Origin of the sequence: Duganella rhizosphaerae, assembly GCF_040364205.1 — a bacterium.
Classification (GTDB): Bacteria; Pseudomonadota; Gammaproteobacteria; order Burkholderiales; family Burkholderiaceae_D; genus Rugamonas; species Rugamonas rhizosphaerae.
Window position 1 is genome coordinate 24718 of sequence record NZ_BPWK01000015.1, and the last position, 24199, is coordinate 48916.

23 protein-coding genes are annotated in these 24199 nt (G+C 65.2%); 9 read left to right on the forward strand and 14 right to left on the reverse strand.

The genetic code is table 11. From position 1 onward, the window contains the following. Positions 1 to 2: 2 nt before the first annotated feature. A complete protein-coding gene (locus RUGAMON1_RS25590; protein ID WP_445233175.1) occupies positions 3 to 614 on the reverse strand; it encodes a hypothetical protein in 612 nt (203 codons plus the stop codon). Positions 615 to 619: 5 nt separating this feature from the next. Next, entirely contained in the window at positions 620 to 2062 is a 1443-nt protein-coding gene (locus RUGAMON1_RS25595; RefSeq protein ID WP_445233176.1) for a cytochrome P450, read from the reverse strand. Positions 2063 to 2153: 91 nt separating this feature from the next. Here RUGAMON1_RS25595 and RUGAMON1_RS25600 point away from each other — a divergent pair, with 91 nt between their 5' ends. Then, a complete protein-coding gene (locus RUGAMON1_RS25600) occupies positions 2154 to 3002 on the forward strand; it encodes a helix-turn-helix domain-containing protein (protein WP_445233177.1) in 849 nt (282 codons plus the stop codon). Positions 3003 to 3093: 91 nt separating this feature from the next. Here the strand turns inward: RUGAMON1_RS25600 and RUGAMON1_RS25605 are convergent, their stop codons facing one another. The 5 genes from RUGAMON1_RS25605 to RUGAMON1_RS25625 all read right to left on the reverse strand — a co-directional run bounded on the left by RUGAMON1_RS25605 (position 3094) and on the right by RUGAMON1_RS25625 (position 6001). After that, on the reverse strand, positions 3094 to 3522 hold the full coding sequence (locus tag RUGAMON1_RS25605; protein ID WP_445233178.1) for a VOC family protein: 429 nt from the start codon (positions 3520 to 3522) through the stop codon (positions 3094 to 3096). Between the two features lie 25 nt (positions 3523 to 3547). Next, a complete protein-coding gene (locus RUGAMON1_RS25610) occupies positions 3548 to 3955 on the reverse strand; it encodes a DoxX family protein (RefSeq protein ID WP_445233179.1) in 408 nt (135 codons plus the stop codon). Positions 3956 to 4029: 74 nt separating this feature from the next. Continuing rightward, a complete protein-coding gene (locus RUGAMON1_RS25615; protein WP_445233180.1) occupies positions 4030 to 5004 on the reverse strand; it encodes a sensor domain-containing diguanylate cyclase in 975 nt (324 codons plus the stop codon). Then, positions 5001 to 5627 carry a chemotaxis protein CheC gene (locus RUGAMON1_RS25620; RefSeq protein WP_445233181.1) on the reverse strand — a complete coding sequence of 209 codons (627 nt, stop codon included), beginning with the start codon at positions 5625 to 5627 and terminating at the stop codon, positions 5001 to 5003. Before RUGAMON1_RS25620 ends, RUGAMON1_RS25615 begins: the two co-directional genes overlap by 4 nt. A 2-nt stretch (positions 5628 to 5629) precedes the next feature. Then, positions 5630 to 6001: a response regulator gene (locus RUGAMON1_RS25625; protein WP_445233182.1), complete on the reverse strand. Its 372-nt coding sequence runs from the start codon at positions 5999 to 6001 to the stop codon at positions 5630 to 5632. A 224-nt stretch (positions 6002 to 6225) separates the two neighbouring features. Between RUGAMON1_RS25625 and rpiA the strand changes: the two genes are divergently transcribed. Next, on the forward strand, positions 6226 to 6903 hold the full coding sequence (rpiA, locus tag RUGAMON1_RS25630; protein ID WP_445233183.1) for a ribose-5-phosphate isomerase RpiA: 678 nt from the start codon (positions 6226 to 6228) through the stop codon (positions 6901 to 6903). Between the two features lie 118 nt (positions 6904 to 7021). Continuing rightward, positions 7022 to 7381 (forward strand): hypothetical protein, encoded by a 360-nt coding sequence (locus tag RUGAMON1_RS25635; RefSeq protein ID WP_445233184.1) that lies wholly within the window; start codon positions 7022 to 7024, stop codon positions 7379 to 7381. 59 nt (positions 7382 to 7440) lie between these two features. Here the strand turns inward: RUGAMON1_RS25635 and RUGAMON1_RS25640 are convergent, their stop codons facing one another. Together RUGAMON1_RS25640 and argA are read right to left on the reverse strand one after the other, a co-directional pair. After that, positions 7441 to 7713, reverse strand: coding sequence for an oxidative damage protection protein (locus RUGAMON1_RS25640; protein WP_116990319.1), 273 nt, complete (start codon positions 7711 to 7713; stop codon positions 7441 to 7443). 34 nt (positions 7714 to 7747) lie between these two features. Beyond that, positions 7748 to 9058, reverse strand: a complete 1311-nt coding sequence (gene argA / locus RUGAMON1_RS25645; RefSeq protein WP_116990318.1) for an amino-acid N-acetyltransferase — start codon at positions 9056 to 9058, stop codon at positions 7748 to 7750. A gap of 55 nt (positions 9059 to 9113) precedes the next feature. On the opposite strand from argA, the gene hrpA reads away from it, so the two are divergent. Both hrpA and RUGAMON1_RS25655 read left to right on the forward strand, forming a co-directional pair. Continuing rightward, positions 9114 to 13400, forward strand: a complete 4287-nt coding sequence (gene hrpA / locus RUGAMON1_RS25650) for an ATP-dependent RNA helicase HrpA (RefSeq protein ID WP_445233185.1) — start codon at positions 9114 to 9116, stop codon at positions 13398 to 13400. A 165-nt stretch (positions 13401 to 13565) separates the two neighbouring features. Then, on the forward strand, positions 13566 to 14642 hold the full coding sequence (locus RUGAMON1_RS25655; protein ID WP_445233325.1) for an extracellular catalytic domain type 1 short-chain-length polyhydroxyalkanoate depolymerase: 1077 nt from the start codon (positions 13566 to 13568) through the stop codon (positions 14640 to 14642). A 3-nt stretch (positions 14643 to 14645) separates the two neighbouring features. Here the strand turns inward: RUGAMON1_RS25655 and RUGAMON1_RS25660 are convergent, their stop codons facing one another. Then, positions 14646 to 15899, reverse strand: a complete 1254-nt coding sequence (locus RUGAMON1_RS25660) for a putative Na+/H+ antiporter (protein ID WP_445233186.1) — start codon at positions 15897 to 15899, stop codon at positions 14646 to 14648. A gap of 133 nt (positions 15900 to 16032) precedes the next feature. Between RUGAMON1_RS25660 and imuA the strand changes: the two genes are divergently transcribed. The 4 genes from imuA (at position 16033) to RUGAMON1_RS25680 (ending at position 20007) form a co-directional block, all read left to right on the forward strand. Beyond that, positions 16033 to 16752, forward strand: a complete 720-nt coding sequence (imuA, locus tag RUGAMON1_RS25665) for a translesion DNA synthesis-associated protein ImuA (RefSeq protein ID WP_445233187.1) — start codon at positions 16033 to 16035, stop codon at positions 16750 to 16752. Further along, complete coding sequence (locus RUGAMON1_RS25670; protein ID WP_445233188.1) at positions 16682 to 18160, forward strand: Y-family DNA polymerase; 1479 nt, start codon at positions 16682 to 16684, stop codon at positions 18158 to 18160. The genes imuA and RUGAMON1_RS25670 overlap by 71 nt, the downstream gene beginning before the upstream one ends. Positions 18161 to 18191: 31 nt before the next feature. Continuing rightward, a complete protein-coding gene (locus RUGAMON1_RS25675; RefSeq protein ID WP_445233189.1) occupies positions 18192 to 18947 on the forward strand; it encodes an alpha/beta hydrolase family protein in 756 nt (251 codons plus the stop codon). Positions 18948 to 19017: 70 nt separating this feature from the next. Next, complete coding sequence (locus tag RUGAMON1_RS25680) at positions 19018 to 20007, forward strand: thioredoxin fold domain-containing protein (protein ID WP_445233190.1); 990 nt, start codon at positions 19018 to 19020, stop codon at positions 20005 to 20007. 21 nt (positions 20008 to 20028) lie between these two features. Here RUGAMON1_RS25680 and RUGAMON1_RS25685 read toward each other — a convergent pair whose 3' ends face one another. The 4 genes from RUGAMON1_RS25685 to RUGAMON1_RS25700 form a co-directional block, all read right to left on the reverse strand. Next, a complete protein-coding gene (locus RUGAMON1_RS25685) occupies positions 20029 to 20376 on the reverse strand; it encodes a hypothetical protein (RefSeq protein WP_116990312.1) in 348 nt (115 codons plus the stop codon). Between the two features lie 48 nt (positions 20377 to 20424). Next, the gene (locus tag RUGAMON1_RS25690; RefSeq protein ID WP_445233191.1) at positions 20425 to 21063 is read right to left on the reverse strand and encodes a glutathione S-transferase family protein; all 639 of its coding nucleotides are present in this window, start codon (positions 21061 to 21063) and stop codon (positions 20425 to 20427) included. Between the two features lie 99 nt (positions 21064 to 21162). Beyond that, a complete protein-coding gene (locus RUGAMON1_RS25695; protein ID WP_445233192.1) occupies positions 21163 to 22032 on the reverse strand; it encodes a sensor domain-containing diguanylate cyclase in 870 nt (289 codons plus the stop codon). Positions 22033 to 22149: 117 nt separating this feature from the next. Next, positions 22150 to 24024: a M61 family metallopeptidase gene (locus RUGAMON1_RS25700; RefSeq protein WP_445233193.1), complete on the reverse strand. Its 1875-nt coding sequence runs from the start codon at positions 24022 to 24024 to the stop codon at positions 22150 to 22152. Positions 24025 to 24199 lie beyond the last annotated feature (175 nt).

A 24199-nucleotide genomic window follows, 5' to 3' on the forward strand; every position in this document is an offset into this window, starting at 1 on the left:
GGCTATTGGAACGTGGCGAGATATTTCGCCGGCACCGCAACGTCATACAGCGCGCCGGAGAAGGCCGCGACGATCAGCGTGGCGGCCGTGACGCCGGAGACCACCAGCAGCGTCGTGGCGATGCGCATCGCCCCAGCGCTCAGGCGATCGTGCGCCAGCCAGTGCAGCGCCCGCGCCAGATGGACGGTGATCGCCAGCACGGCGAAGAAGTAGTAGGGCATGAAGAAGTAGCGATACGGCAGCACATACATGCCGGCGGCGGCATAGTAGAAGTTCGTATCGAGCCCGAACTGCATGCGCCCGGCCAGCACCGCGCCCACATGCACCAGCAGGAAGAAGGCCAGGTACAGGCCTGAACCGAGCTGCAACAGGTCGAGTCCTTCATGCCGGTCGCGCCAGCGGCGGCGGACGAAGGTCAGGCCGCTGGCGGCCTGGCTGGCGACGCACAGCAGCAGGATGACTTCCACCACCCGGTTGCGGTACACGGCCCGAAACGCCTCCATGAAGTGGATGTGCGCTTCCGGGCTGCGGATCGCCAGCAGGTGGTTGAACAGATGCAGCGTCAAAAAGGCGCCGAGTACACCGGCGCCCGCGCGATGGATCTTGTGCAGCATGCGGCTTACTCGATGCGGTCGCGGTCGCACAGCTGCATGCGCAGGCCGACCGGCGACATCGTAAATGCCATCAGCTCCTCCGGTTCCTTGCCGTCTTCCGTGTCGAGCGAGGCGATGTCGAAGCTGTTGAGCAGCATGGCGCCGGCCAGTTTGATTTCCAGCAGCGCCAGATAACGCCCGGGACAGGTGCGCACGCCGGAGCCGAACGGCATCGACACATGCTTGTCCATCGCGCCGTCGCCTTTTTTCAGCCAGCGGTCGGGATCGAACTGGTCGGCCTGCGGCACGTGGCGATCGCTGACGCTGTCGTTGCGCATCACGCACCACACCATGCCGCCCTTGGGGATCTGCACGTCGCCGATCACGCTGTCGCGCAATGCTTCCAGCGGCAGGAAGGGCGCCACCGGTTTCAAACGCATGGCTTCCTGGGCGCAGGCGTCCAGGTAGTCCAGCGCGTCCATCTGTTCGATGGTGAAGGCGGCGGTGTCGGGCGCGATGCGCAGCACTTCCTCGCGCGCCTTGCGCAGCGCGGCCGGGTTCTTCTGCAGCAGGTACAGCATCCACGCCAGCGTGTTGCTGGTGGTGTCCTCGCCGGCCAGCAGCATGGTGGTGACGTTGCCCGCCACGGCGACGTCGTCGAGGCCGCTGTCGCCTTCGTCGGCCGCGCAGATCATCGATTCCAGCAGGTTGGTGGGACGTTCGCGCCGCTGCGGCTCGGCCGCCAGGCGGACGCGCGCGGTGGCGATCAGCTCATCGACTGCCTTGTCCAGTTCCCGCACGCAGTGGTCCAGGTGGCGGTCGCGCGGCAGCTTGACGTAGCGCCAGTAGGGGAACAGCGCGAACGAACGGCGCGACACTTCCGGCAGGATGGTGTCCATGTGGCGCTGGATCACGTCGTCGCCGCCGTCGATGGTGTTGACGTCGTTGCCGAAGGCCAGGCCGGCGATCACGTCGACGCTGAAGCGCTTCAGGTCCTCGGTCAGGTCGATCGCGCTGCCGTCGCGCGCGGCCTGTTGCCAGCGGCGTTGCAGCCGCAGGCCGACCGACACCAGCGAAGGAAAGTAGGCCTTCACCGCGTGCGGCGCCAGCGCGGTCATCACCATGCGGCGCTGGTTGCGCCAGGCCGCGCCTTCGGCCAGGAATACGCCGGGGCGTCCGCCCATCTCGTTCGACACCTCGGCCGTGATGGAAGGGCGGCGGAAACCGTCCGGCCGGTCGCGCAAGGCGGCGTTGACCAGTTCATGACCGGCCAGCACCAGCATCGGTACCGGACCGATGTTGATCTTGAACATCCGCCCGTAGCGCTTGCTCCAGTCCTCGACGTTGCGGTGGATCTGATCCAGCTTCATGTTCGGCAGGTTGCCCATCAGCGGCCAGGGGCGCGGGCCGGGCAGGCTGGCGATGGTGCGCAGGCGGGTGGCGGCGGGGGCTGTGATCGTGTTCTCCATTTCGGCTTCCTTTCGTGATGATGCCTCACTATGCCGGGTCGCCGCCGGCGCGTATTGAACGTTTGCGACAGCTTTGGTATAAACTTTACAAATGTCCAACACCGAACCTTCCCTGACGCGTTTGATCGTGCCGCCCTTCGCGCTGGCTTCCTGCGTGCGCGCCTACATCACGCGCAGCACGGTGGAAGCGCCGCTGACCGATCCGGCCGACCGCTTCAATCACTTCCCGGCCACGCCGCATTGCTCGATCACCTGGTTCATCGAGGGCGAGGCCGAAGTGGTGCAGCCGACGGGCATGCCGAAGACCGAAATCCGCGCCGTGTTCGTCGGCCCGCAGACGCGGCCGATGGCGACCTACAATCCGGGGCCGGTGCGCATCTTCATGGTGATGTTCTATCCGCAGGCCATGCACGCGCTGAGCGGCATCGACGTGCCGGCCTGGGTGAACCGCTGGGACGATGTGGGGCAGGTGCTGGGCCCGGAGTGGGGCGCGATGTCCGAGGCACTGCTGGCGGCCGCCGACGACGCGGCGCGGATGGCAGTGCTGGAAGCCTTCCTGACGCCACGCTGGCAGGCGGCGCGTCCAGGCGGGCCCGGCGCGACGGCGAGCGACTGGGTGCGCCACCTGGCGTGGCAGGTGGCCGATACCGCGCTCGGTCGCGGCGTGCGCAGCATCGAGCGCCACATCAAGGCGCGCGCCGGCCAGCCGATGCGCAAGCTGCTGCGCCTGCAGCGCGCCGAGCAATCGTTCTTCGACGCCCGCGACGAGTTCCTGGCGGGGCGGGTGGTGTGGTCCGACGTGGCCGCGCGCGGCGGCTATTCCGACCAGGCCCACCTCTGCCGCGAAGCGCGCGAGATCACCGGCCACAGCCCGCACGAACTGGCGCGCATCATGAAGTCCGAAGACGAAAGCTACTGGATCTACCGCATCTGGATATAACACCGGGGTCAGGTCTGATATTCGGACACGAGCTCTGCCGTAAGCTGCATTACGGCAGAGCTCGTGTCCGAATGTCAGACCTGACCCCGGGTTAAGAGAGCGTGCCGCCCCAAGCGGCCGGATCGACGTCGGCGATGGTCTGGGTGAAGGTCCACACATGCCCGCCCGGATCGGCCACCGAATACCGGCGCTCGCCGAACGGATAGCCGGTCGGCGGACTGAGCGAGCGCGCCTTGGCGGCCATGGCGCGCTTGTAGTGCTGGTCGATGTCGGTGATGCGCACCATGATCGAGTGGCAGGGATGCGGGCAGGGCGGCGCCGGCGCGGGCCGCTGCGCCACCACCACCGCGCCGGCGCCGCCGGCGATGTCGAGCTGGATGCGGTGGTCGCCGATGCGCAACCGCTCGCTGAAGCCGAACGCCCCGCACAGCCATTGCGCCGCCACCGCCACGTCCTGGTAGTGCAGCACCGGGATCACCATCACCTGCTGGATCGAACGGTTCGGGGCCAGCTGGGTCATGGTGCGCCTCTTGCAATGGAGATGGTTATCGTGCCGGGATTTTCAGCTTCAACTCTTCCCAGGCGGTGGTCAGCAGGCAGGTGATCAGCAGCGCGCTGTACTCCCAGCCGCCGGTGCCCGGCCCGACCACGAAGAAGCCGTTGTGGCGGTGGAACAGGATGATGCCGGTGCTGTAGATGATAGTCAGCGCGGCGCACACCGGCAAGGTAAATAAACGCAGCGCCAACAGCGCCGAGCCCAGCGTTTCGACCAGGTTGACCGCGTAGGCCAGCGCGGTGCCGCTGCCGGCCGGGAAGCCTTCCTCCTCGAGGATCTGGCCCAGGATGGGGCTGCTTCCCTCGTAGAAGCGGTAGGCGCCGTGGGTGAACAGGATGGCGCATAAAACCAGGCGCAGCAGGTCGGTGCCGGCGCTGGCGCGTGCAAAGATCTTCATCTTACGTCTCCGGGAATATTATTGTTTTTGCATGCCTGCGCAGGCACTCTAGCACAGGCGCGCCGCGCTGGATATCAGACCGGCAGCAACGCTTCGGTGCGGTTGCGGCCGTTGCGCTTGGCCAGGTAGAGCGCGCGGTCGGCGGCGCCGATCAGCGCTTCGATCTCCGCCGTCGCGTCGAGCTTGCGCGTGGTGATGCCGATGCTGATCGTGACCTGCCGCGCGTCGCCGCCGTCGCGCTCGTGCGGGATGGCCAGCTCCTGGACCCGGGCGCGGATCGCCTCGGCCATCACGGTGGCCTGCTCGACGTCGGTCTCGGGCAGGATCATGGCGAACTCCTCGCCGCCGTAGCGCGCCATCAGGTCGCACGGGCGCTTGAGCATGGCCGCCAGCGCGGCCGCCACCTGGATCAGGCACTGGTCGCCCTTCTGGTGGCCGTAGTAGTCGTTGTAGGCCTTGAAGTGGTCGATGTCGATCATCAGCAGCGACAGCGGCGTGCCGCCGCGCTTGGCGCGCCGGTGCTCCTTTTCCATCGCCACGTCGAAGTGGCGGCGGTTGGCGATGCCGGTCAGGCCGTCGGCGAAGGTTTGCGAGCGCAGCACCATGGCCTGCTCGCGCAGCAGCTTCTCGCGGGCGACCGCGATGCTGACGTCTTTAATCTGGATCAGGCAGTGGCGCGGCGCGCCCTCGACCGCGATCGGCGTCACCTCCACCGCCTGCTGGATGCGCTCGTTGCGGGCGGCCGCCGCCGGGCTGGCGTGCAGCGCGAACGGCGCCTTGTTGAGCGTTTGCGACAGCAGCGAAGGGAAGTTGTTGTACAGCGCCTGCTGGATCGCCGCCTCGACCCGGCCGCCGCGCAGGCTGGGGCAGACGCTGAAGAAATCGGCGCCGATCACCTTCTCGTGGCCCAGGCCGGAATGCTTGATCATCCAGGAATTCCACAGCACGACGCGGCGTTCGTTGTCGAGCACGATGGCGCCCAGGTTCACCGCGCACAGCACGCTGTGCAGCAGATGCAGGCGGTGGGCTTCGGTCAACGGACTCATCATGCCTGGCCCATGGCGCGGGCGATGTAGAGGTTGATCTGCTCCTTCAGGTCGTGCAGCGCCGAGACGTCCAGCACGAAGGCGACGTAGCCGTGGATCTGGTGCTTTTCCAGCAGGAAGTCGATGTGCAGCATCAGCACCACGGTGTCGGGCAGGCTGCCGGAGGCGACCAGGATTTCATCGCTGGTGCCGACATGGTATTGCGGCAGCGAGCCGTGCAGCTCGCGCTGGAAGATGTTGGCCAAGGTGCCGACGCAGGAATTGAGGATGATGTTGCCGATCTCGCACATGGCCTCCTGCTCCATCTCGGTCAGCTCCTTCAGCGGCACCGATTCGCCCACCATCAGGCGCACGATCTCCAGGCTTTTATCCTCGGGGAACATGAGGATGGCCTCGGTCGCGAACGCGCCCTCGTAGTGCTGGCTGACGCCGCAGATGCTCTCGGCCTCGGGCGACTTGCCGTCGAGCAGCCGGGCGGCCTCGGTGCGGTTGATGAAGCTCACCGACGGCACCGACATGCGCACCGTCTCGTTGACGATGGCGCTCATCGAGGCGGCCGCCTGGCCGACGCCGATGTTGAAGATCTCGATCAGCGCGTCGTTTTCCAGTTCGGTCAGGGAGAACATGATCAGGCCGCTTCCAGCGTGGACAGCAGCTGCGCGATGCGCGCTTCGGTGATCGGCTTTTCCATGAAGCCGATGCCGAGCTGGGTGGCGCGTTCGCGGGTGGAGGATTGCACATTGGCCGTCAGCAGCGAGATCGGCACGGCCGGGAATTCCTGCCGCAGCAGCTCGGCGGCGGCGATGCCGCCCATGCCGGGCATGTTGACGTCCATCAGGATCAGGTCCGGCGGCGTGGCGCGCGCCTTGAGCAGCGACTCCTCGCCGGTGCCGGCCTCCTCGACGATCCAGTCGGCATGCAGGCTGGTGATGTACTGGCGCGCCATCAGGCGCGAAACGCGGCTGTCATCGACTATCAAGACTGTTTTAGTAGGCGTCATATGTCATCCCCGGCGATCGTTTTTCGGACCTGTGTGGTGATCATTCTCGCATATCCCGCCCGGTCGCTGGCAACCATCGTTGCGTGGCCGCAGCGCTTGTGCCAGTCTGCGACACCGGCGCCGGATTGGTGTTGTCTCGGCGCAATTTTTGGCCGAAATCGGTGGCGGGCAGGGGCGATCCGTTAAAATAGCGGAATTGAATTCCCCTCTCTTATAGAAACATCATGACCCAAGACGAACTGAAACAAGCCGTAGCCCGCGCCGCCATCGAATACGTGGTGGAAAACGAGATCATCGGCGTCGGCACCGGCTCGACCGCCAATTTCTTCATCGACGAGCTGGCCAAGATCAAGCACCGCATCAAGGGCGCGGTGGCCTCGTCCGAAGCGACCGCGGCGCGCCTGCGCGGCCACGGCATCGAGGTGTTCGACCTCAACGACGTGCCGGAAATCGCCGTCTACATCGACGGCGCCGACGAGATCACCAATGCCGGCGCCATGATCAAGGGCGGCGGCGCGGCGCTGACGCGCGAGAAGATCGTCGCCTCGGTGTCGAAACAGTTCGTCTGCATCGCCGACGGTTCCAAGCTGGTCGAGGTGATGGGCAAGTTCCCGCTGCCGGTGGAAGTGCTGCCGATGGCGCGCGCTTCGGTCACCCGCGCGCTGGCCAAGCTGGGCGGCACGCCCAAGCTGCGCCTGAAGCCGGGCACCGAAGAGGCTTTCATCACCGACAACGGCGGCATGATCATCGACGTGGCCGGCCTGGCGATCGCCGATCCGGTGGCGCTGGAGCAGCGGATCAACCAGATCGTCGGCGTGATCGCGGTCGGCCTGTTCGCCGCGCGCGGCGCCAACGTCTGCCTGCTGGGCACGGCGGACGGCGTCAAGACGCTGAAATTCTAACCCGCAAGGCGTGGTGGGGTCAGACCCCTGCGGGGTCTGACCCCTATGCGGCGGAGCTGGCTCCGCCGGGCATGGTTGCGGGGTCAAACCGCCGCCAATTACTCTGAGAGCTCCCCCTATGAAACGATCGCTGGTATTGCTGTTGTGCTGCGCCTCGCTGCTGAGCGCCTGCTCGGTGCTGCCGTCGTTTGGCAAGCGCGACGAGCAACCGCCGCCGCGCAAGCCGGCGCCGCGCACCACGGCCGATGACGGCACGCCGCTGGGCTATGTGGACGGCGTCGAAATCCAGAAAGTACCGTTCCGCGCCGGCGTCTCGTCGGCGACGGTGGAAAGCCTGGCCAAGCAGCAGGGCTGCACGGGCGGCTGGGGCGCGGGATTGGTGAGCGAACCGGGACCGGTCGAGGTATATCGCATGACTTGCGAAAACGGCAAAGTTTTCATGGCCAAGTGCGAACTAAAACAATGTAAAGCGATGTGAGCTTGTTCAAAGCGACCGCAACGACGCTGCGCTCGCTTTGAACAAGCTCTGTTAATTACTTATTCCGCCGGCGGCACGTAGCCCATGGCGGCGTCGGCGCCGTCGCCGAAGAAGTGTTTCTCCATCTGCGTCGCCAGGTATTTGCGGGCGCGCTGATCGGCCAGGTTCAGGCGGTTTTCGTTGACCAGCATGGTCTGGTGCTTCAGCCAGGCCGCCCAGGCTTCCTTCGAAACCGATTCATAGATCTTCTTACCCAGTTCACCCGGATATGGTGGAAAGTCCAAGCCCTCGGCTTCCTTGTTGAGTTTGATGCATTGAACGGTGCGGGCCATCTGTGTTGCTCCTAAAGCGGTAGGTAAAACGAGATTATAAGGTCTTAATCAAAACCTGGGATTTGCGCTGCCAGTTATACATGCGCTGGCGGTCCTTCGGCAGGGCGTCCACGGTGGACGGCACGAAGCCGCGCTTCTGGAACCAGTGCGAGGTGCGGGTGGTCAGCACGAACAGCTTTTGCACGCCGATGGCGCGCGCACGGTTTTCCATGTGCTTGAGGATGCGCTCGCCGTCGCCCTGGGCCTGGACTTCCGGGTTGACGGTCAGGCAAGCCATCTCGGCCATCTTTTGTTCCGGGAACGGGTACAGCGCGGCGCAGCCGAAGATCACGCCATCGTGGTCGATGACGGAGAAGTAGTCGATCTCGCGTTCGATCAGCTCACGGCCGCGCTTGACCAGCGTGCCGTCGGCTTCGAGCGGCTCGATCAGCTTGATGATGCCGCCGACGTCCTCGATGGTGGCCTGGCGCAGCGACTCCAGGTTCTCGTGCGAGATCATGGTGCCGACGCCATCGTGGGTGAACAGCTCCAGCAGGGCCGAGCCGTCCATCTCGAACGGCACGATGTGCGAGCGCTCGACGCCGTTGTCGCAGGCCTTGACGCAGTGTTTCAGGTAGAAGGCGGTGGCGTCCGGCAGGAAGCCCGCCTGCAGCACGGCCTCGGCCTGGTGCGACGACAGTTCGCGGATCTCGGTGCCGCCGGCGTCGGTCATCATCGGCGTTTCGGTGATGAAGATCAGCTTGTCGGCGTGCAGCGCGATGGCGGTGCTGCACGCCACGTCTTCCATGGTCAGGTTGAAGGCCTCGCCGGTGGGCGAGAAGCCCAGCGGCGACAGCAGCACCAGGCCGTCCGAGCCGAGGATGGAGTGGATGGTCTCGGCGTCGACCTTGCGGGTGATGCCGGTCAGCTCGAGGTCGACGCCGTCGATCACGCCCAGCGGACGGGCGGTGATGAAGTTGCCGGAAATGATACGGATGGCCGCGTGCGACATCGGCGTGTTGGGCAAACCTTGGCTGAAGGCGGCCTCGATATCGAGGCGCAGCTCGCCGGCGGCCTCCTTGGCGCACTCCATGGCGGCGATGTCGGTGATGCGCAGGCCGTTGTGGAAGCGGCCCTCGACGTTACGCAGGGCCAGCTGTTCGGCCACCTGCGGGCGCGAGCCGTAGACCACGGTGACGTTGATGTCGAGCGCGTGCAGCAGCGACAAATCGTGCGCCAGCACCTGCAGCGCGCCGGCGCTGACGAGTTCACCAGGGAAGGCGACCACGAAGGTCTTGCCACGGAAGGCGTGGATGTACGGCGCGACTGAGCGCAGCCATTGGACGAATTGGGTAGGGTTTTCCATTAGCCGCATTATAATTCGGTGCGCGACTTCCGCGCCAAAACCTTTGTAAAAAACAATGTCAGAAGCCAGCAACAAGTCTAAAGGCGCGTCCAGCACGCCCGCCAGCACGCAGAACGCCCCTTCCCGCACTCCGCAAGCGCCCAACGCCCGGCCAGGGCAGGGCCAGCCACGCCCGCAAGGGGAGGCGCGCCCGCGCAGCGGCGAAGCGCGTCCGGCCGGCCAGCAGCAGCGTCAGCCAGGGCGCGCACCCCGAACCGACAAGGGGTCTGACCCCGTACGGGGTCAGACCCCCGGCTCCGGGTTGCGGGGTGGTCCGCGCGCGCCGCTGCCGGACGGCGAGGGCGGGCTGATTGCGCCGCCGCGCCGCGAGCCACGCGGCGGTGGCCGACCACCACGTCTGACGCCTGAAGAACAGGCCGCCCGCGATGCCGAACGCGCCTTCCGCAACCCGCTGCCGCCGATTACCTATCCCGAAGACCTGCCGGTCTCCGGCCGCCGCCACGAAATCGCCGAAGCGCTGCAAAATAGCCAGGTCATCATCGTCTCCGGCGAAACCGGCTCCGGCAAGACCACCCAGTTGCCGAAGATCTGCCTGGAACTGGGTCGCGGCCAGAAAGGCCTGATCGGCCACACGCAGCCGCGCCGTATCGCCGCCTCGTCCACCGCCAAGCGCATCGCGCAGGAGCTGGGCACGCCGCTGGGCGTGACGGTTGGCTTCAAGGTCCGCTTCGCCGACACGCTGACCAAGGGCGCCTCGGTCAAGCTGATGACCGACGGTATCCTGCTGGCCGAAACCCAGACCGACCCGCTGCTGCGCAACTACGACACCATCATCATCGATGAAGCGCACGAGCGCAGCCTGAACATCGACTTCCTGCTTGGCTACCTGAAGCAGCTGCTGCCGCGCCGCCCGGACCTGAAGGTGATCATCACCTCCGCGACCATCGACGCCGACCGCTTCTCGCGCCACTTCGGCACGCCGGAGAAACCGGCGCCGGTGATCGAAGTCTCCGGCCGCCTGTACAAGGTGGAAGTGCGCTACCGCCCGATCGAAAGCGACGTCGTCAATCCTGCCGTGGCCAACGCCGAAGGCAAAGGCCAGCGCACCGCCGCCGCCCGCGAAAAGCGCGACCTGATGGACGCCGTGATCGACGGCGTCGACGAACTGGCGCGCCTCGGTTCGGGCGACGTGCTGGTGTTCCTGCCCGGCGAACGCGAAATCCGCGACGCCGCCGAAGCGCTGCGCAAGCACCATCCGCCGCACGTGGAAATCCTGCCGCTGTTCGCCCGCCTGTCGGCCGAAGAGCAGGAGCGCGTGTTCAAGCTGACCAACGCCCGCCGCATCGTGCTGGCCACCAACGTCGCCGAAACCTCGCTGACGGTGCCGGGCATCCGCTACGTGGTCGACGCCGGCCTGGCGCGCGTGAAACGCTACAGCTACCGCAACAAGGTCGAACAACTGCAGATCGAACCGATCGCGCAATCGGCGGCCAACCAGCGCGCCGGCCGTTGCGGCCGCGTGGCCGACGGCGTCTGCATCCGTTTGTACGAAGAGCAGGACTACCTGCAACGGCCGAAGTTCACCGAGCCGGAAATCCTGCGCTCGTCGCTGGCCTCGGTCATCCTGCGCATGAAGTCCCTGCACCTGACGGACGTGGAGACCTTCCCGTTCATCGAACCGCCGCTGGCGCGCGCCATCGCCGACGGCTACCAGCTGCTGCAGGAACTGGGCGCGGTCGACGAATACAACCAGCTGACGCCACTCGGTAACAAGCTATCCAAGCTGCCGCTGGACCCGCGCGTAGGCCGCATGATCCTGGCCGCGCTGGACAACGTCTGTCTGGACGAAGTGCTGATCATCGCCTCCGCGCTGTCGGTGCAGGACCCGCGCGACCGGCCGATGGAGCACCAGCAGGCCGCCGACGAAGCGCACAAGAAGTTCGCCGACGAGAAGTCGGAGTTCCTCAGCTATCTCAAGATCTGGAAGTGGTTCGACAACGCGATTGAGCACAAGAAGACCAATCGTCAGCTGATGGACAACTGCCGCACCAACTTCCTGTCGCAGCTGCGCCTGCGCGAGTGGCGCGACGTGCACTCGCAGCTGCTGACCATCGTCAAGGAGCAGGGCTGGCGCATCAACGAAGCGCCGGCCACCTACGAGAACCTGCATATGGCGCTGTTGACTGGCCTGCTGGGCAACATCGGCTTCAAGGGCGAGGACGAGCCGGGCGCCGGCTACCTGGGCGCGCGCGGCATCAAGTTCAATATCTGGCCGGGTTCCTCGCTGCTGAAGAAGCCGGGCAAATGGATCATGGCGGCCGAACTGGTCGACACCACGCGCCTGTACGCGCGCTGCGTGGCGCAGATCCAGCCGGAATGGCTGGAGAAGGTCGGCGGCCACCTGCTGAAAAAATCCTGGGGCGAACCGCGCTGGGAGAAGAAGTCGGCGCAGGTCAGCGCGTCCGAACGGGCCACCTTGTACGGGCTGGTGGTGTACAGCCAGCGCCGCATCAACTACGGCTTGTTCAATCCGACCGAGGCGCGCGAGATCTTCATTCGCGATGCGCTGGTCGGCGGCGATTACGAAACGCGTGCGCCGTTCTTCGCGCACAACCATAAGCTGATCAAGGAAATCGAAAACCTTGAGCACAAGTCGCGCCGTCTCGACGTGCTGGTGGACGATGAACTGATCGCCGCCTTCTACGACAAGCTGATCCCGGCCGACGTGGTCAACGGCGCCGGTTTCGAGAAGTGGCACAAGGACGCGACGGCCGCCGAACCCAAGCTGCTGTACCTGAACCGCGACGAATTGATGCGCCACGAAGCGGCCGGCGTGACCACCGACCTGTTCCCGAAGATGATGTCGGTGACGGGGCTGGAGATGCAGCTGACCTATCACTTCGAACCGGGCAGCGTGCGCGATGGTGTGACCATGGCGGTGCCGCTGTTTGCCCTGAACCAGCTGCCGCGCGAGCGCTGCGAGTGGCTGGTGCCGGGCATGTTGAAGGAGAAGGTGCACCTGCTGCTCAAGTCCCTGCCGCAAAAGCTGCGCCGCCATTGTGTGCCGCTGCCGGATTACGCCGCCAAGTTCTGCGAGCGTGTGCATGAAGCGGGTGTGTTCGGCCGTGGCGATTTGATCGACGCGATCATCGCCGACATCCGCAAACAGATCACGATCTCGGTGCTGACCAGCGACTTCAAGCCGGAAACGCTGGCGGCTCACCACTTCATGAACTTCAAGGTGATCGACGAGCACGGACGCCAGCTGGATATGGGCCGCAACCTGGCCACGCTGCAAGCGGAATTCGGCACGCAGGCGCGCGAGAGCTTCCAGAAGATGGCCGAATCGTCGGGTGGACAGGGCGTCAGCATGCGCGCGCTGGGCACCGGCGGCAGCGCTGCGCCATCCGCGCCGACGAAAACCGGCGCACCTGCCGCACAAGGCAAGGCTGCACCCGCAGCCGCCGCGCCGACGGCCACCAGCGGCATCACGCTGACCGGCCTGACCTCGTGGACCTTCGGCGAGTTGCCGGAGCTGCTGGAAATCGCGCAGGGCAAGCTGACGCTGATCGGCTTCCCGGCGCTGGTCGACAAGAGCACGCACTGCGACCTGGAGGTGTTCGACGATCCGACCGTGGCCGCGCGCACGCACCGGGTCGGCCTGCGCCGCCTGTTCTCCCTGCAGATGAAGGACCAGATCAAGTTCATCGAAAAAGGCATCCCAGGCTTGCAGCAGATGGGCATGCAGTTCATGAGCATGGGCACGCAGGAAGAGCTGCGCGAGCAGATCATCAACAAGGCTTTGGATATCGCCTGCCTGCAAGATCCGTTGCCGCTGGATGCAGCCAGTTTCGCCAAGCGCAAGGACGAGGGTAAATCGCGCCTGGTGCTGCTGGTGAACGAGATCGCGCGTTTGCTGTCGCAGGTGCTGACCGAGTTCCACGGCCTGCCCAAGCGCTTGCAAGGCTTGCCCGCGCAGGCGGCGGCCGACATGCAGGCGCAGTTGCAGGGATTGGTCAACAAACGCTTCCTGTCGGAGAACGAGTACAGCCAGCTGTCGCACTTCCCGCGCTATCTGAAGGCGATGAACGTGCGCATCGAGAAGCTGCGCGGCGATCCCGCGCGCGACGCCAAGCTGATGGCCGAATGGCAGCAGGCGGCCACGTTGTACCAGCGCGCCAACAAGGACAAATCGGCCGGCAAGAACACCGATCCGAAGATGGTGGAATTCCGCTGGATGCTAGAGGAGTTGCGCGTGTCCCTGTTCGCGCAGGAGCTGCGTACGCCGATGCCGGTATCGGCCAAGCGACTGCTCAAAGTATGGGAGTCGATGCAGCGCTGATCGGCTGTTATGAGCGCTGGCGCACGCAGGATGGGGCGGGTTTCAGGGTAGACTTTATGGCAACAGGAGATCGTCGCCATGAAGAGAGCAGCCAGCAGTTTGTTACGCACTTTGGTCCGCTCAGGGACGCGGCAGAGCCGTTCCGTCAGCAAGATGGTGACGGCGATGTTCGCCGTCCCCGCAGCCGCCAAGCCCAAACGAAAACGCAAGCCGGCCGCTACCCCGAAACCCGCCCGCAAGGGGTCTGACCCCGTTCGGGGTCAGACCCCCGCAGCCGGTGTGCGGGGGCGAAGCGCGAGTACCGCGCCACCCCACCATGTTCCGCCGTCGCCGGGCAAATGGCTGGCGTCGCACTTCAGCGCACCGCCAGGCGTCGGCACGCCTGCGCGCCGGATGAGCTACTGGCTCTACCTGCCAAACAATCCACCCGAAGAGACGCAACGCACAGGCTTGCCGCTACTGGTCATGCTGCACGGCTGCCAGCAGACCGCGACCCAATTCGCGCAAGGCACGCGCATGAACCAGTGGGCCGAGCAGATGGGCTACGCCGTGCTCTATCCGCAGCAACTGGTCAGCGTCCAGGCGCAGCGCTGCTGGAAGTGGTATGACCGCGCCACGCAGGAGGGCGGCGGCGATGTCCCCGTCATCGTCGGCATGATCAACAAGGTGATGTCGCAGTACGCCATCGACCGTTCGCGCATCTATATCGCCGGCATCTCGGCCGGCGCCGCCATGGCCAACATCGTCGCGCTGAGTCATCCGCAGCTGTTTGCCGCCGTCGGCCTGCATTCGGCCCCGGTGTTCGGTGCTGGCCACAACACCATCGGCGCGCTGGGCGTGATGCAGCACGGCGCCGCCACGCGGTCCGAGGCCGCCGCGCTCGAGGTGATGATGCGCCATCCACAATTTCCCGGCATGCCTGCGATTTTGATCCAGGGGGAGGGCGACAAGGTGGTTCGTCCGATCAACCAGCTCCAGCTGGCGCGCCAAAGTCGCTTGCTGAACCGACTATCGGCCGCGCCGAAGACCACCCACAAGCCGCAAGGACGGGGCGGCCGCCACAACGCCCACCAGCTGCACGATTTTTATGAAGGAAGAAAACTGCTGCTGCGCGTCGCCCAGATCGCCGACCTGGAGCACGCCTGGAGCGGCGGCGATCCGGCCCTGGCCTTCAACGCCAAGGCCGGACCGGACGCCAGCAAGATGATGCTGGAATTTTTCTCACGCCACCAGCGCGTGTAGGCGCTACAGCAGAAAAGCCAGCGCAGCCACGGCCGTCGGCGCCAGCGCGCCGGCCAGCAGGCCGATAGCGCCTATCGACTCGTCCTGGAAGCCGCGCCGCAGCAGTGATACGCCGGCCGGATTCGGCGCGTTGGCGATCACCGTCAGGCCGCCGCCGGCCACCGCGCCGGCCACCAGCATGTATTGCGACTGCGCCGAAATGCCCTGGATCAGCGAACCGAGATAGGTCAGCGCGGCGTTGTCGGTAATCGCCGTCAGGCCAAGCGCACTGAAGAACAGCGCCACCGGCGGCAGACTTTCGACGATGGGCTGCAACCACCACTGCTGCATGCCGCCCAACACCACCAGCCCGGCCAGGAAGAAGCCGACCAGCAAGCCTTCCTTGATGATCAGCGGATTCTGGTAGCGCTGGTAAGCCTGCGTGAATCCCAGGAACAGCATGAAGATGCCGAGGAACAGCACCGGGTGATGGCCCAGCACCACCACCGCCGCCAGGAAGACCAGGTGGATCGCGGTGACCGTCAACGGCACGGCCGGCGCGGCCTGGACTTCAGCCGACGGCGCGGCCGGCGCCCTCAAATGCTTGCGCAGAACGAAGGTGATTACGGTTGCGTTGATCAGCACCGCGATGGCCGCCTTCCAGCCGAAGTGCGTGGCCATGAAGGCGCTGTCCCATTGCCAGGTGCTGGCCACCATCAACACCGGCGGCGCGGCGTAGGCGGTCAGCGTGCCGCCGATCGAGACGTTGACGAACAAGACGCCCAGCGCGCCGTACTTCAGCCACTCCGGCATGCCGTCGCGGAAAATCAGCGGCGCCAACATCAGCGCGGCCAAGGTCATCGCGGCCGGCTCGGTGATCAAGGAACCGGTCAGCGGCACCAGCGCCAGGCCGAACCACACCAGCGCCAGTTCGGCGCGCATCGGCAGCAGCCTGGCCAGCACCAGCAGCATGCGCTCCATGATATCCAGCACCGGCCGCGAGGCCGCCACCACCATCACGGTGAACACGAACAGCGGCTCGGTGTATTGGCGCGATTCGGCGTACTGGATGGCGGCGTCGCCCCCGCTCAGCAACGCCATCGCGATAATCAGGATAAAGGCCCAGAAGCCGAACACCACTTCCACTTCGCCCAACAGATGGAACAGGCCCGCATGGCGCGGGTGGCGGTGCGACAGTACTTCGAAGGATTTGGCTGCGAAGGTGTGCAGCAGCGCCAGTCCGAACAGGATGGCGCCGACCAATTGGATGGTTTGCAAAGGATGTCCTTGTTTAGTTGCCTGAACCACATGGTACAGCATGGGCCGCACGATATAGATTGGCCTTGCCAAAAACAGCCGCAAATAGTACTGTGTATTTATACAGTATTTGCGGTAGAATTCCTCCCATATCATGAGCTCATCCGCCACCCGCTCCGCTGCTCTTGCGCCCGAAGCCGTCCATCCATCGCTATGGCTGGCGTCGCAACTGGCGCACAGCGCCACCCGCTGCGTCGACACCGGCTTTGCCGCCTTGTCGGCGCAGCTGCCGGGCGGCGGCTGGCCGCTGGGTGTGCTGGTCGACCTGCTGGTGCAGCAACACGGCATCGGCGAACTGCGCCTGCTGCGGCCGGCGTTGCTGGGCCTGGGCAAACGGCCCATCGTGCTGCTGCAACCGCCGCATGCGCCGCAGGCGCTGGCGCTGGCGGCCCTGGGGCTGGAACCGTCGCAACTGATCTGGATACGCAGCGGCGCCAAGAGCGGCGACGCCTTGTGGGCCGCGGAACAAGTGCTGCGCAGCGGCTGTTGCGGCGCGCTGCTGCTGTGGCAAAACCATGCGCGCGGCGAAACGCTGCGCCGCCTGCATCTGGCGGCGCAAAGCGGCGACACGCTGTTCTGCATGCTGCGGCCGCTGGCGGCCGCGCAGGATGCCTCGCCGGCGCCGCTGCGGCTGTCGCTGCACACGGCGCCGGGCGGCATCAACATCGGCTTTGTCAAACGACGAGGACCGCAGCGCGACACCCCATTATTTTTGCCATTAACCCCATCGCTCTTACAACGCCATGCGCCTCTGGATCGGACTACACCTGCCACGGCTCCCGCTCGAAGTATTCTGCCCGCGCTGGTCGGATGACAGCTGCACCGTGGTGCTGGAGCAGGAGCGGGTAGTGGCCATGTCGGCGCTGGCGCGGCAGGCCGGCGTCGACGTCGGCATGCGGCGCGGCGGCGCGCTGATGCTGGCGCCGCAATCGCAGTTCCAGCAGCGCGCACCGCAGCGGGAGGCGGACGCGCAACACGCGGTGGCGTTGGCGTTGCTGCAATTTACGCCGCAGCTGGCGCAGGCGGAGGAGGCCACGCTGCTGCTCGACGTTGGCGCCAGCCTGCGCCTGTTCGGCGGCATCCGCGCGTTGTGCCGGCAGGTGGCGGCCAGCATGGAGGTGCTCGGTTTTACGGCCACGCTCAGCTGCGCGCCCACCGCGCGCGGCGCCTGGCTGCTGGCCCGCAGCGGTGCCGGACGGGCCTTGACGATGGACGCGTTAGTGCGGCGCATGGACCGCTTGCCCGGCAGCCTGCTGCCTCCGGCTCGGCCCTACCTGAGCTGGTTGGAAGGCATAGGGTGCTTGACGCTGGGCGAGATGCGCCGCCTGCCGCGTCCCGGCTTGCAGCGTCGCTGCGGACGGGCCTTGCTGGATATGCTGGACGATGCCTACGGCGAGCGCGCCGAGATGCATCGCTGGCTGGAAGCACCGGCCAGCTTCAGCGCCAAGCTGGAATTGTTCGACCGCGTTGAGAACGCCGAAGCGTTGCTGTTCGGCGCGCGCCGCTTGTTGCAGCAGCTGACCGGCTGGCTCAGCGCGCGCCAGTTCGCGGTCGAGCGCATCCGGCTGTTGCTGGAGCATGAGCGCGGCAGGGTGGCCGGTCCGCCGACGGTCATCGACATCGTGCTGGCCGAGCCGACCTGGCGCGACGAACACCTGGTGCGCCTGCTCAAGGAGCGGCTGGCCAAGCAGGTGCTGGATGCGCCGGTGATCGGCCTGTGCCTGGAAGCGCCGCAGGTGCAGGCTATGGCGCCGCCCAGCGATTCATTGTTCCCCGAGCCGGGCGGCAGCAAGGAGGATTGGCAGCGCCTGCTGGAATTGCTGACTGCGCGACTGGGACCGGACAACGTGCTGCAAGCGGCGCCGCGCGCCGATTACCGCCCCGAGCAGGCCAACGCCTGGGTCAGCGTGCAGGAAAAAATCCGTCCCGCCGACGCCCGCGCCCAGCTGCCGCCGGACATGCCCGGCCTGCCGCGTCCGGCCTGGCTGCTGGCCAAGCCGATCCCCTTGCTGATGCGCGACCACCGGCCGTTCTACGGCTCGCCGCTGAAGATCATGTCGACCGGCGAGCGCATCGAGGCCGGCTGGTGGGGCACCATGCAAACCCGCGACTACTTCATGGCCGAGGGCGACGACTACGCCCACTACTGGCTGTACCGCGAACGCACCGGCCACGAGGGCGAGCAATCGGCGCGCTGGTATCTGCACGGTTTGTTTGGTTAAATAGCGTCTGGCTTCAACAACGGGACAGCGCATGCGATCACAACGACAGGAATTCCTCGGCGCCGACGGCCAGAAGCTGGCGGCCAGGCTGGATGTGCCGGACGGCGACATCCGGGCCTACGCCTTGTTTGCCCACTGCTTCACCTGCGGCAAGGACGTGTTTGCCGCCAGCCGCATCGCGCAGGCGCTGACCGAGCATGGCTTTGCCGTGCTGCGCTTCGACTTCACCGGCCTGGGCGCCAGCGAGGGCGAATTCGCCAACACCAATTTCTCGTCCAACCTGGCGGACTTGCTGGCGGCCGCCGCCTACCTGCGCGCCAGCCACAAGGCGCCCAGTCTGCTGATCGGCCACAGCCTGGGCGGCGCGGCGGTGCTGGCGGTGGCCGGGCAGGTGCCGGAGGCGAAGGCGGTGGTGACGCTGGCCGCGCCCAGCGATCCCAGCCAAGTGACCGGCATGTTCAGCCAGCATCTGGACCAGATCGCCAGCGAGGGCGAGGCGCAGGTGCAATTGGCGGGCCGGCCTTTCCGCATCAAGCAGCAATTTGTCGAGGATGCGGGCGGGCACAATTTGAAGCTGAAGATCGCGGGCCTGAAGCGGGCCTTGCTGGTGATGCACGCGCCCGGCGACGACACGGTCGGCATCAGCAATGCGATGGAGATTTTCACCGCTGCCAAGCATCCGAAAAGCTTCATCTCGCTCGACAGCGCGGACCACCTGCTGACCGATCGCGACGATGCCGTCTACGTGGCCAACCTGATCGCGGCCTGGAGCGATCGCTATATCTGAACAACGTTGTTATATAATCTTTTCTTTTGTTCAATGCCTGGCTGCGCCGGCAAATCAGGAAAGGTTAGCGATGAACGTATTCAAACAGAGCTTCGGGCAATGGCGCGCACTGGGCGCCGTCGTGGGCATGGCCGGCGCGATGCTGGCGCCGCCGGCGCAAGCGGATGGCCGCAGCGCGACGCATAACCTGCTGGCCAATATGGCGCGCGCCAACCGCAGCCTGGGCATCACGGAAAACAACAGCCGCGCCATACCGACGCTGGTGCGCGGCATGTATGTGTTGAACGACAATAAGGGCGCATTCGTCGGCCTCATCAACGAAGCGGGCACGATTTACGGCGACGTCAATGGCTTCCAGGTACTGAGCACCACCAGCACCCCGCCACGCAAGATGACCAAAGACGAAATGAGCGATTTGCAGCAGGAAGTGATCGCGGCCATCGACTACGACAAGCTGATCAAGGTCAGTTACGGCGACGGCGGCGGCCGCAAGATGGTGCTGTTCTCGGCGGTGGATTGCGGCTTCTGCCAGCGCTTCGAGCAGGACTTGCTGAAAAAAGGCAGCGGCGTGAACACCACGTTCTATGTGGTGCCGATGTCGTTGCAGGATATTAATGCCGGTGCGGCGAAGTGGCAGACCGTGTCGCGCATCTGGTGCGCCGACAACAGCACCGCCGCCTGGAAAAAATACTGGAGCACGCTGGATGCGGCGCCGGGTCGCACGTGCGAATTCGATCCGAAGAATGCCGAGCAATCGGCGCGCCATCTGGAGCAGGTGCTGGCGGCGGTGGGCAGCCGCGTCGGCGGCACGCCGACCATTCTGCGCGAAGACGGTACCGTGTTACAGAACAAGCCCGATATGGACTTGCCGTACATGAAGAAGAACTTCGGCAGCGATGGCATGCCCAAGCTGGCGGCGGCCAAGCAGCCGCAGTGGCTGGTGGCGGCGGCGGACAATGCCAACGATCCGCAGCAGCCAGCTGCTGCCCAGTCGGGCGAGCAGCAGCCGAAGAAAATTAAGATTGATGTAAAGGATGCGTTGAAGAAGCTCTTTAACTAAGAGCTCGCCTCAAAAAGATGATTACTCGTCGTCGAATTCTTCGGCGAGGTCTTTCCAGCCCTTGCCGGCGGCGAAGGTGTTGAATTCGTCCGGCGCTTCCAGCACCAGCAGTTTGCTTTCCTGCAGCACGGAGTCGCCGGCGGTCAGGGCCGGGCCCTTGTAGCCGACGGTGCGCAGTTGCGCGACCACGGCGTCGATCAGCGATTTGTCCTTGTGCAGGCCGCTGATCGAAGCAGAAAAGTCCACATACACGTCAATCGCTCCGTAACCTTCGTCGAAGATACGGATCGCCTTGGCGTCGTGGGCACGGCCGGAGCCGTCGGAGGCCTTGAAGGGGCCGCTGAGTTGGATGTCGGTGTCTTTGTTCATAGCGATTAGCATACACCAAAACAGCAAAACGCCAAGGCTACGCCCGTGTTAACCCAGCTTCGGCAAGGCCATGCCGCGCTGCACCGCCGGACGCTCGGCCATCAACGCCATCCAGCGTTGCAGGTGGGGTTTGCTGGCCAGCTTGTCGCCCAGCGCCGGCTTCAGCATCAGTGTCAGGCCGAAGGTCCACGGGTAGCTGGCGATGTCGGCGATGCTGTAGTCCTCGCCGGCCAGGTAGGTATGCTGGGCCAGTTGGCGGTCCATCACGCCCAGCAGGCGGTCCGCCTCGTCGATGAAGCGCTGGCTGGCCAGCGCCGATTTCTCTTTCGAAAACACTTCGAAGAAGCCGACCTGGCCCAGGATCGGGCCGAGGCCGCCGATCTGCCAGTTCAGCCATTCCAGCACCTTGTAGCGGGCCGGGCCGGAGGCCGGCAGCAGCTTGCCGGTTTTCTCCGCCAGGTAGGTCAGGATGGCGCCGCTTTCAAACACGCTGACGGTTGCGCCGCCGGCGTCGGTGTCAACGATGGCCGGGATCTTGTTGTTGGGGGAGATCGCCAGGAATTCGGGCTTCAGTTGTTCGCCCTGGATGATGTTGACGGTCTTGATTTCATAGGGGATACCGAGCTCTTCCAGCATGATGGAAATCTTGCGGCCGTTCGGGGTGGTCCAGGTGTGCAGCGTAATCATCGTGTTCCTTGATTGTGGAGTGCCTGCACTGTAGGCCTTTCAAAGAACGAGATAAAGCGGCAAAAGCTGACTACGGTGTTTCGATATCCTGAACAATGCCTAGCGCGAGACGGTGTTGCGGCCCTGGTGCTTGGCCCGGTACAGGGCCTGGTCGGCTTGCTGGTAGATGTCTTCCTGGCTCGGCGTCGTTTCCGGCGCGATGAAGGCCAGCCCCAGCGACAGCGTCACGTGGCCGCAGGGCGGGTTGCCCTGGTGCGGGATCAGGCGGGCCGCCAGGTCGGCGCGGATCTGTTCGGCCAGCGCCTCGCTCTCCTCGGCACTGTTGCTGGCGAACAGGCAGGCAAACTCGTCGCCGCCGACGCGGAAGCTCAGGTCGCCTGGACGGCTGAGCGCCTGTCGCATGACGTCGGCCACCGCCTTCAACACCTGGTCGCCTTGCGGATGGCCGTAGCTGTCGTTGTATTCCTTGAAGCGGTCGACGTCGATCAGCAGCAGAGTCAGCAGGCGCTGGTCGCGGCGCGCGCGCTTTTGTTCTTCGTTGAAGCGGATGTTGAAGTAGCGCCGGTTCTTCAGCCCGGTCAGCTCGTCGGTCACGCTGTCGGTCTGCGCGGTCTTGGCTTCCGTGATGTCGGTGGAGACGGCGCAGGTGGCGTAGACCTGGCCGTCCTTGTCGAACAGCGGGAACTTCACGGTCATATAGGTGTGCAGCGTCTTGTCGCGGTGGTAGACCGATTCTTCTTCCTGGATCGCGCGCCGTTCCAGCGCGGCGATGCGGTCGTTGCGCCACAGCTGTTCGGCTATCTCGCGCGGAAACAATTCGAAGACATTGGAGCCGATGAAGGTGGCAGGATTGTAGCCGTCGAGGATGTCGAAATGGCGGTTGGCCAGCGTGACGGTGCCTTGCAAATCCTTGGTGGAGATCAGGATGGGCGCGTTGTCGAGCAGGGCGTGGAAAATACGGTCGGACACGCGCAACTCGTCTAGCTCGGTGCGCGGTGGAGGCTGGGTGTCGGTCCGGTCGGGCATGGGACCAGTATAACCCGATGGCGAGCCGGCACAATCAACCGGCTCCCTGCGGGATGATAATTACTTCAATGGTTGCAAAATTGCATCAAGGCGATCCGGCGTGCCCTCGATGCGCTCGAGGCGCGGATACTTCAGGCCGCCGTGGTAGTCGAGCGCATAGGTCTGGTACAAGCCGCCTTTCTTGACCAGCAGGTTGATAGGCTCCTTGCCGGTCTTGGCGGCCGTGACGGCGGCGCGCAGCACCTCGGCCTTGTAGGCGCGGCCGTTGACGGCCAGCAGCGTGCTGCCGCCCGACAGGCCTGCCTTGAAGCCCACGCCTTCCCACTGGAAGCCTTCCAGCTTGCCGTCGGCGCCGACCGAGAAACCCAGCGAATACTGGAAGTTGGCCGATTTGTTTTGGTCTTCCTGGGCTTTGAGGAAGTCGGTCGGCTTGTCGGTGTAGGCCAGTTTCCAGCCGGCGCGCGCCAGGCCGTCCAGTGGCGCGCCGGGGCCGTGGCCGTCGAGGCGGGTGCGCAGGAAGCCGGCCCAGTCGTGAGGCTGGACCGCGTTGAGCGCCTTCACCACGTCGTCGAAGGTGTAGTGCTTGGCCACGTTGACGCCGTCGTCGACGCCGAAGAAGTTGCGGGCGAAATCGTTGAGCGAGCGCTTGTCGCCGGACTTTTCGCGGATCAGCGTGTCGGCGTCCAGCCAGATCAGTTCGCCTTCCGAATAGTAATCCTCGGCGCGCTGCCAGTTGTTCCAGCCTTGCGGACGGCGGGCGTTGACGATCGGGTCGTTGGTGGTGTCCTGCACCGCGCGCCATTCGCGGCCGCGGGTGTTGTCGTAGCGGGCGGCGGTGGCGGCCAGCAGGTCGCGCGTGTGCTCTTGCTTGATCAGGCCGGAACGGGCCGCGATCACCGCGCCCCAGTACTGGGTCTGGCCTTCGTACACCCACAGCAGCGAATTCTGCAGCGGCGTGTTGAAGTTGGGGACGTTCTGGTCGGCCGGGCGGCGGAACTTGCCGTTCCACGAGTGGGTGAATTCATGCGGCAGCAGTTCGCGCCGCGCTTCCTGTTTGGCCCAGTCGGCGAAGTAGCCCAGCTTGACGCCGTTCTCGCTCGACTGGTGATGCTCGCGGCCGATGCCGCCGAACTCGTCGCTGATGGCGAACAGGAAATCGTAGTGCTGGTAGTGCTGCGAGTTGAACAGCTTGTAGGCTTGCTGCACCATCGCGCGGTGCGGGGCGATCTGTTCCGGCGTCGCTTCCAGCTGCTCGGCCGAGTCGGCCACGACGTTCAGGTGCACCGGCACTTTCGCGCCCGGGTCGAGGTCGATGCGGCGGAAGTAGCGGCCGGCGAACAGCGGCGAATCCATCATCGCCTCCAGGTTCAGCGGCTTGAAGGCGATCTCGTCGCCGTTGCGCGCGGCCGTCTCCAGCGCGGTGCCGTACTGCCAGCCGGCCGGCACCGTCAGGTTGGGCTGCATGGTGATGCGGCGGCTGTTGTAGCCGGCCGGGTACAAGGTCAGCGATTGCCATTGCACGCCGACGATGTCGTTGGTGATCGTGGTGCGGCCCTGGTTGGCCTCGGTCGGCGACAGGTACTGGAATTCCACGTCCACCGACGATGCATCCTTCGGCACCTCGATGTGGAAGGCGTAGACGTTGACCGTGTCGCGCTTCCAGTCCAGCGGCTTGCCGTTGGCGCTGACCTTGAGGCCGGCGAACTGGTTCAGCGCGCCGCTGGGGCCGTGGTTGGCCGGTATCCACTGCGGATAGAGCAGGGTCAGCTTGCCCGGCTTGGCGGGGATGCTCTCGCGCACACGGAAGATTTGCTGCGCCGTGTTGGTGGCGTCCACTTTCAAGACGATGGTGCCTGGGTAAGGCTGTTCGGAGATGGCTTCTGCCTGGGCGCTGAAGGCGGTGGCCAACAGGACGGCGAGGGCGGCACGGGACATGGACATGTGGTCGATAACGAGGTTGGACAGGAAGGCGAGTGTAGCACGCAGGCAACTTGCAAATCTGGCAAAAAACTGGCGAAAGCGTGGCGCGGTGCAGCGAAAATATTTTTAAAAATTTTGCGGCTCTGGGGATCTTGTGGGCGTTTTTCAAGGCCTTGAAAGGCCGGAAAAC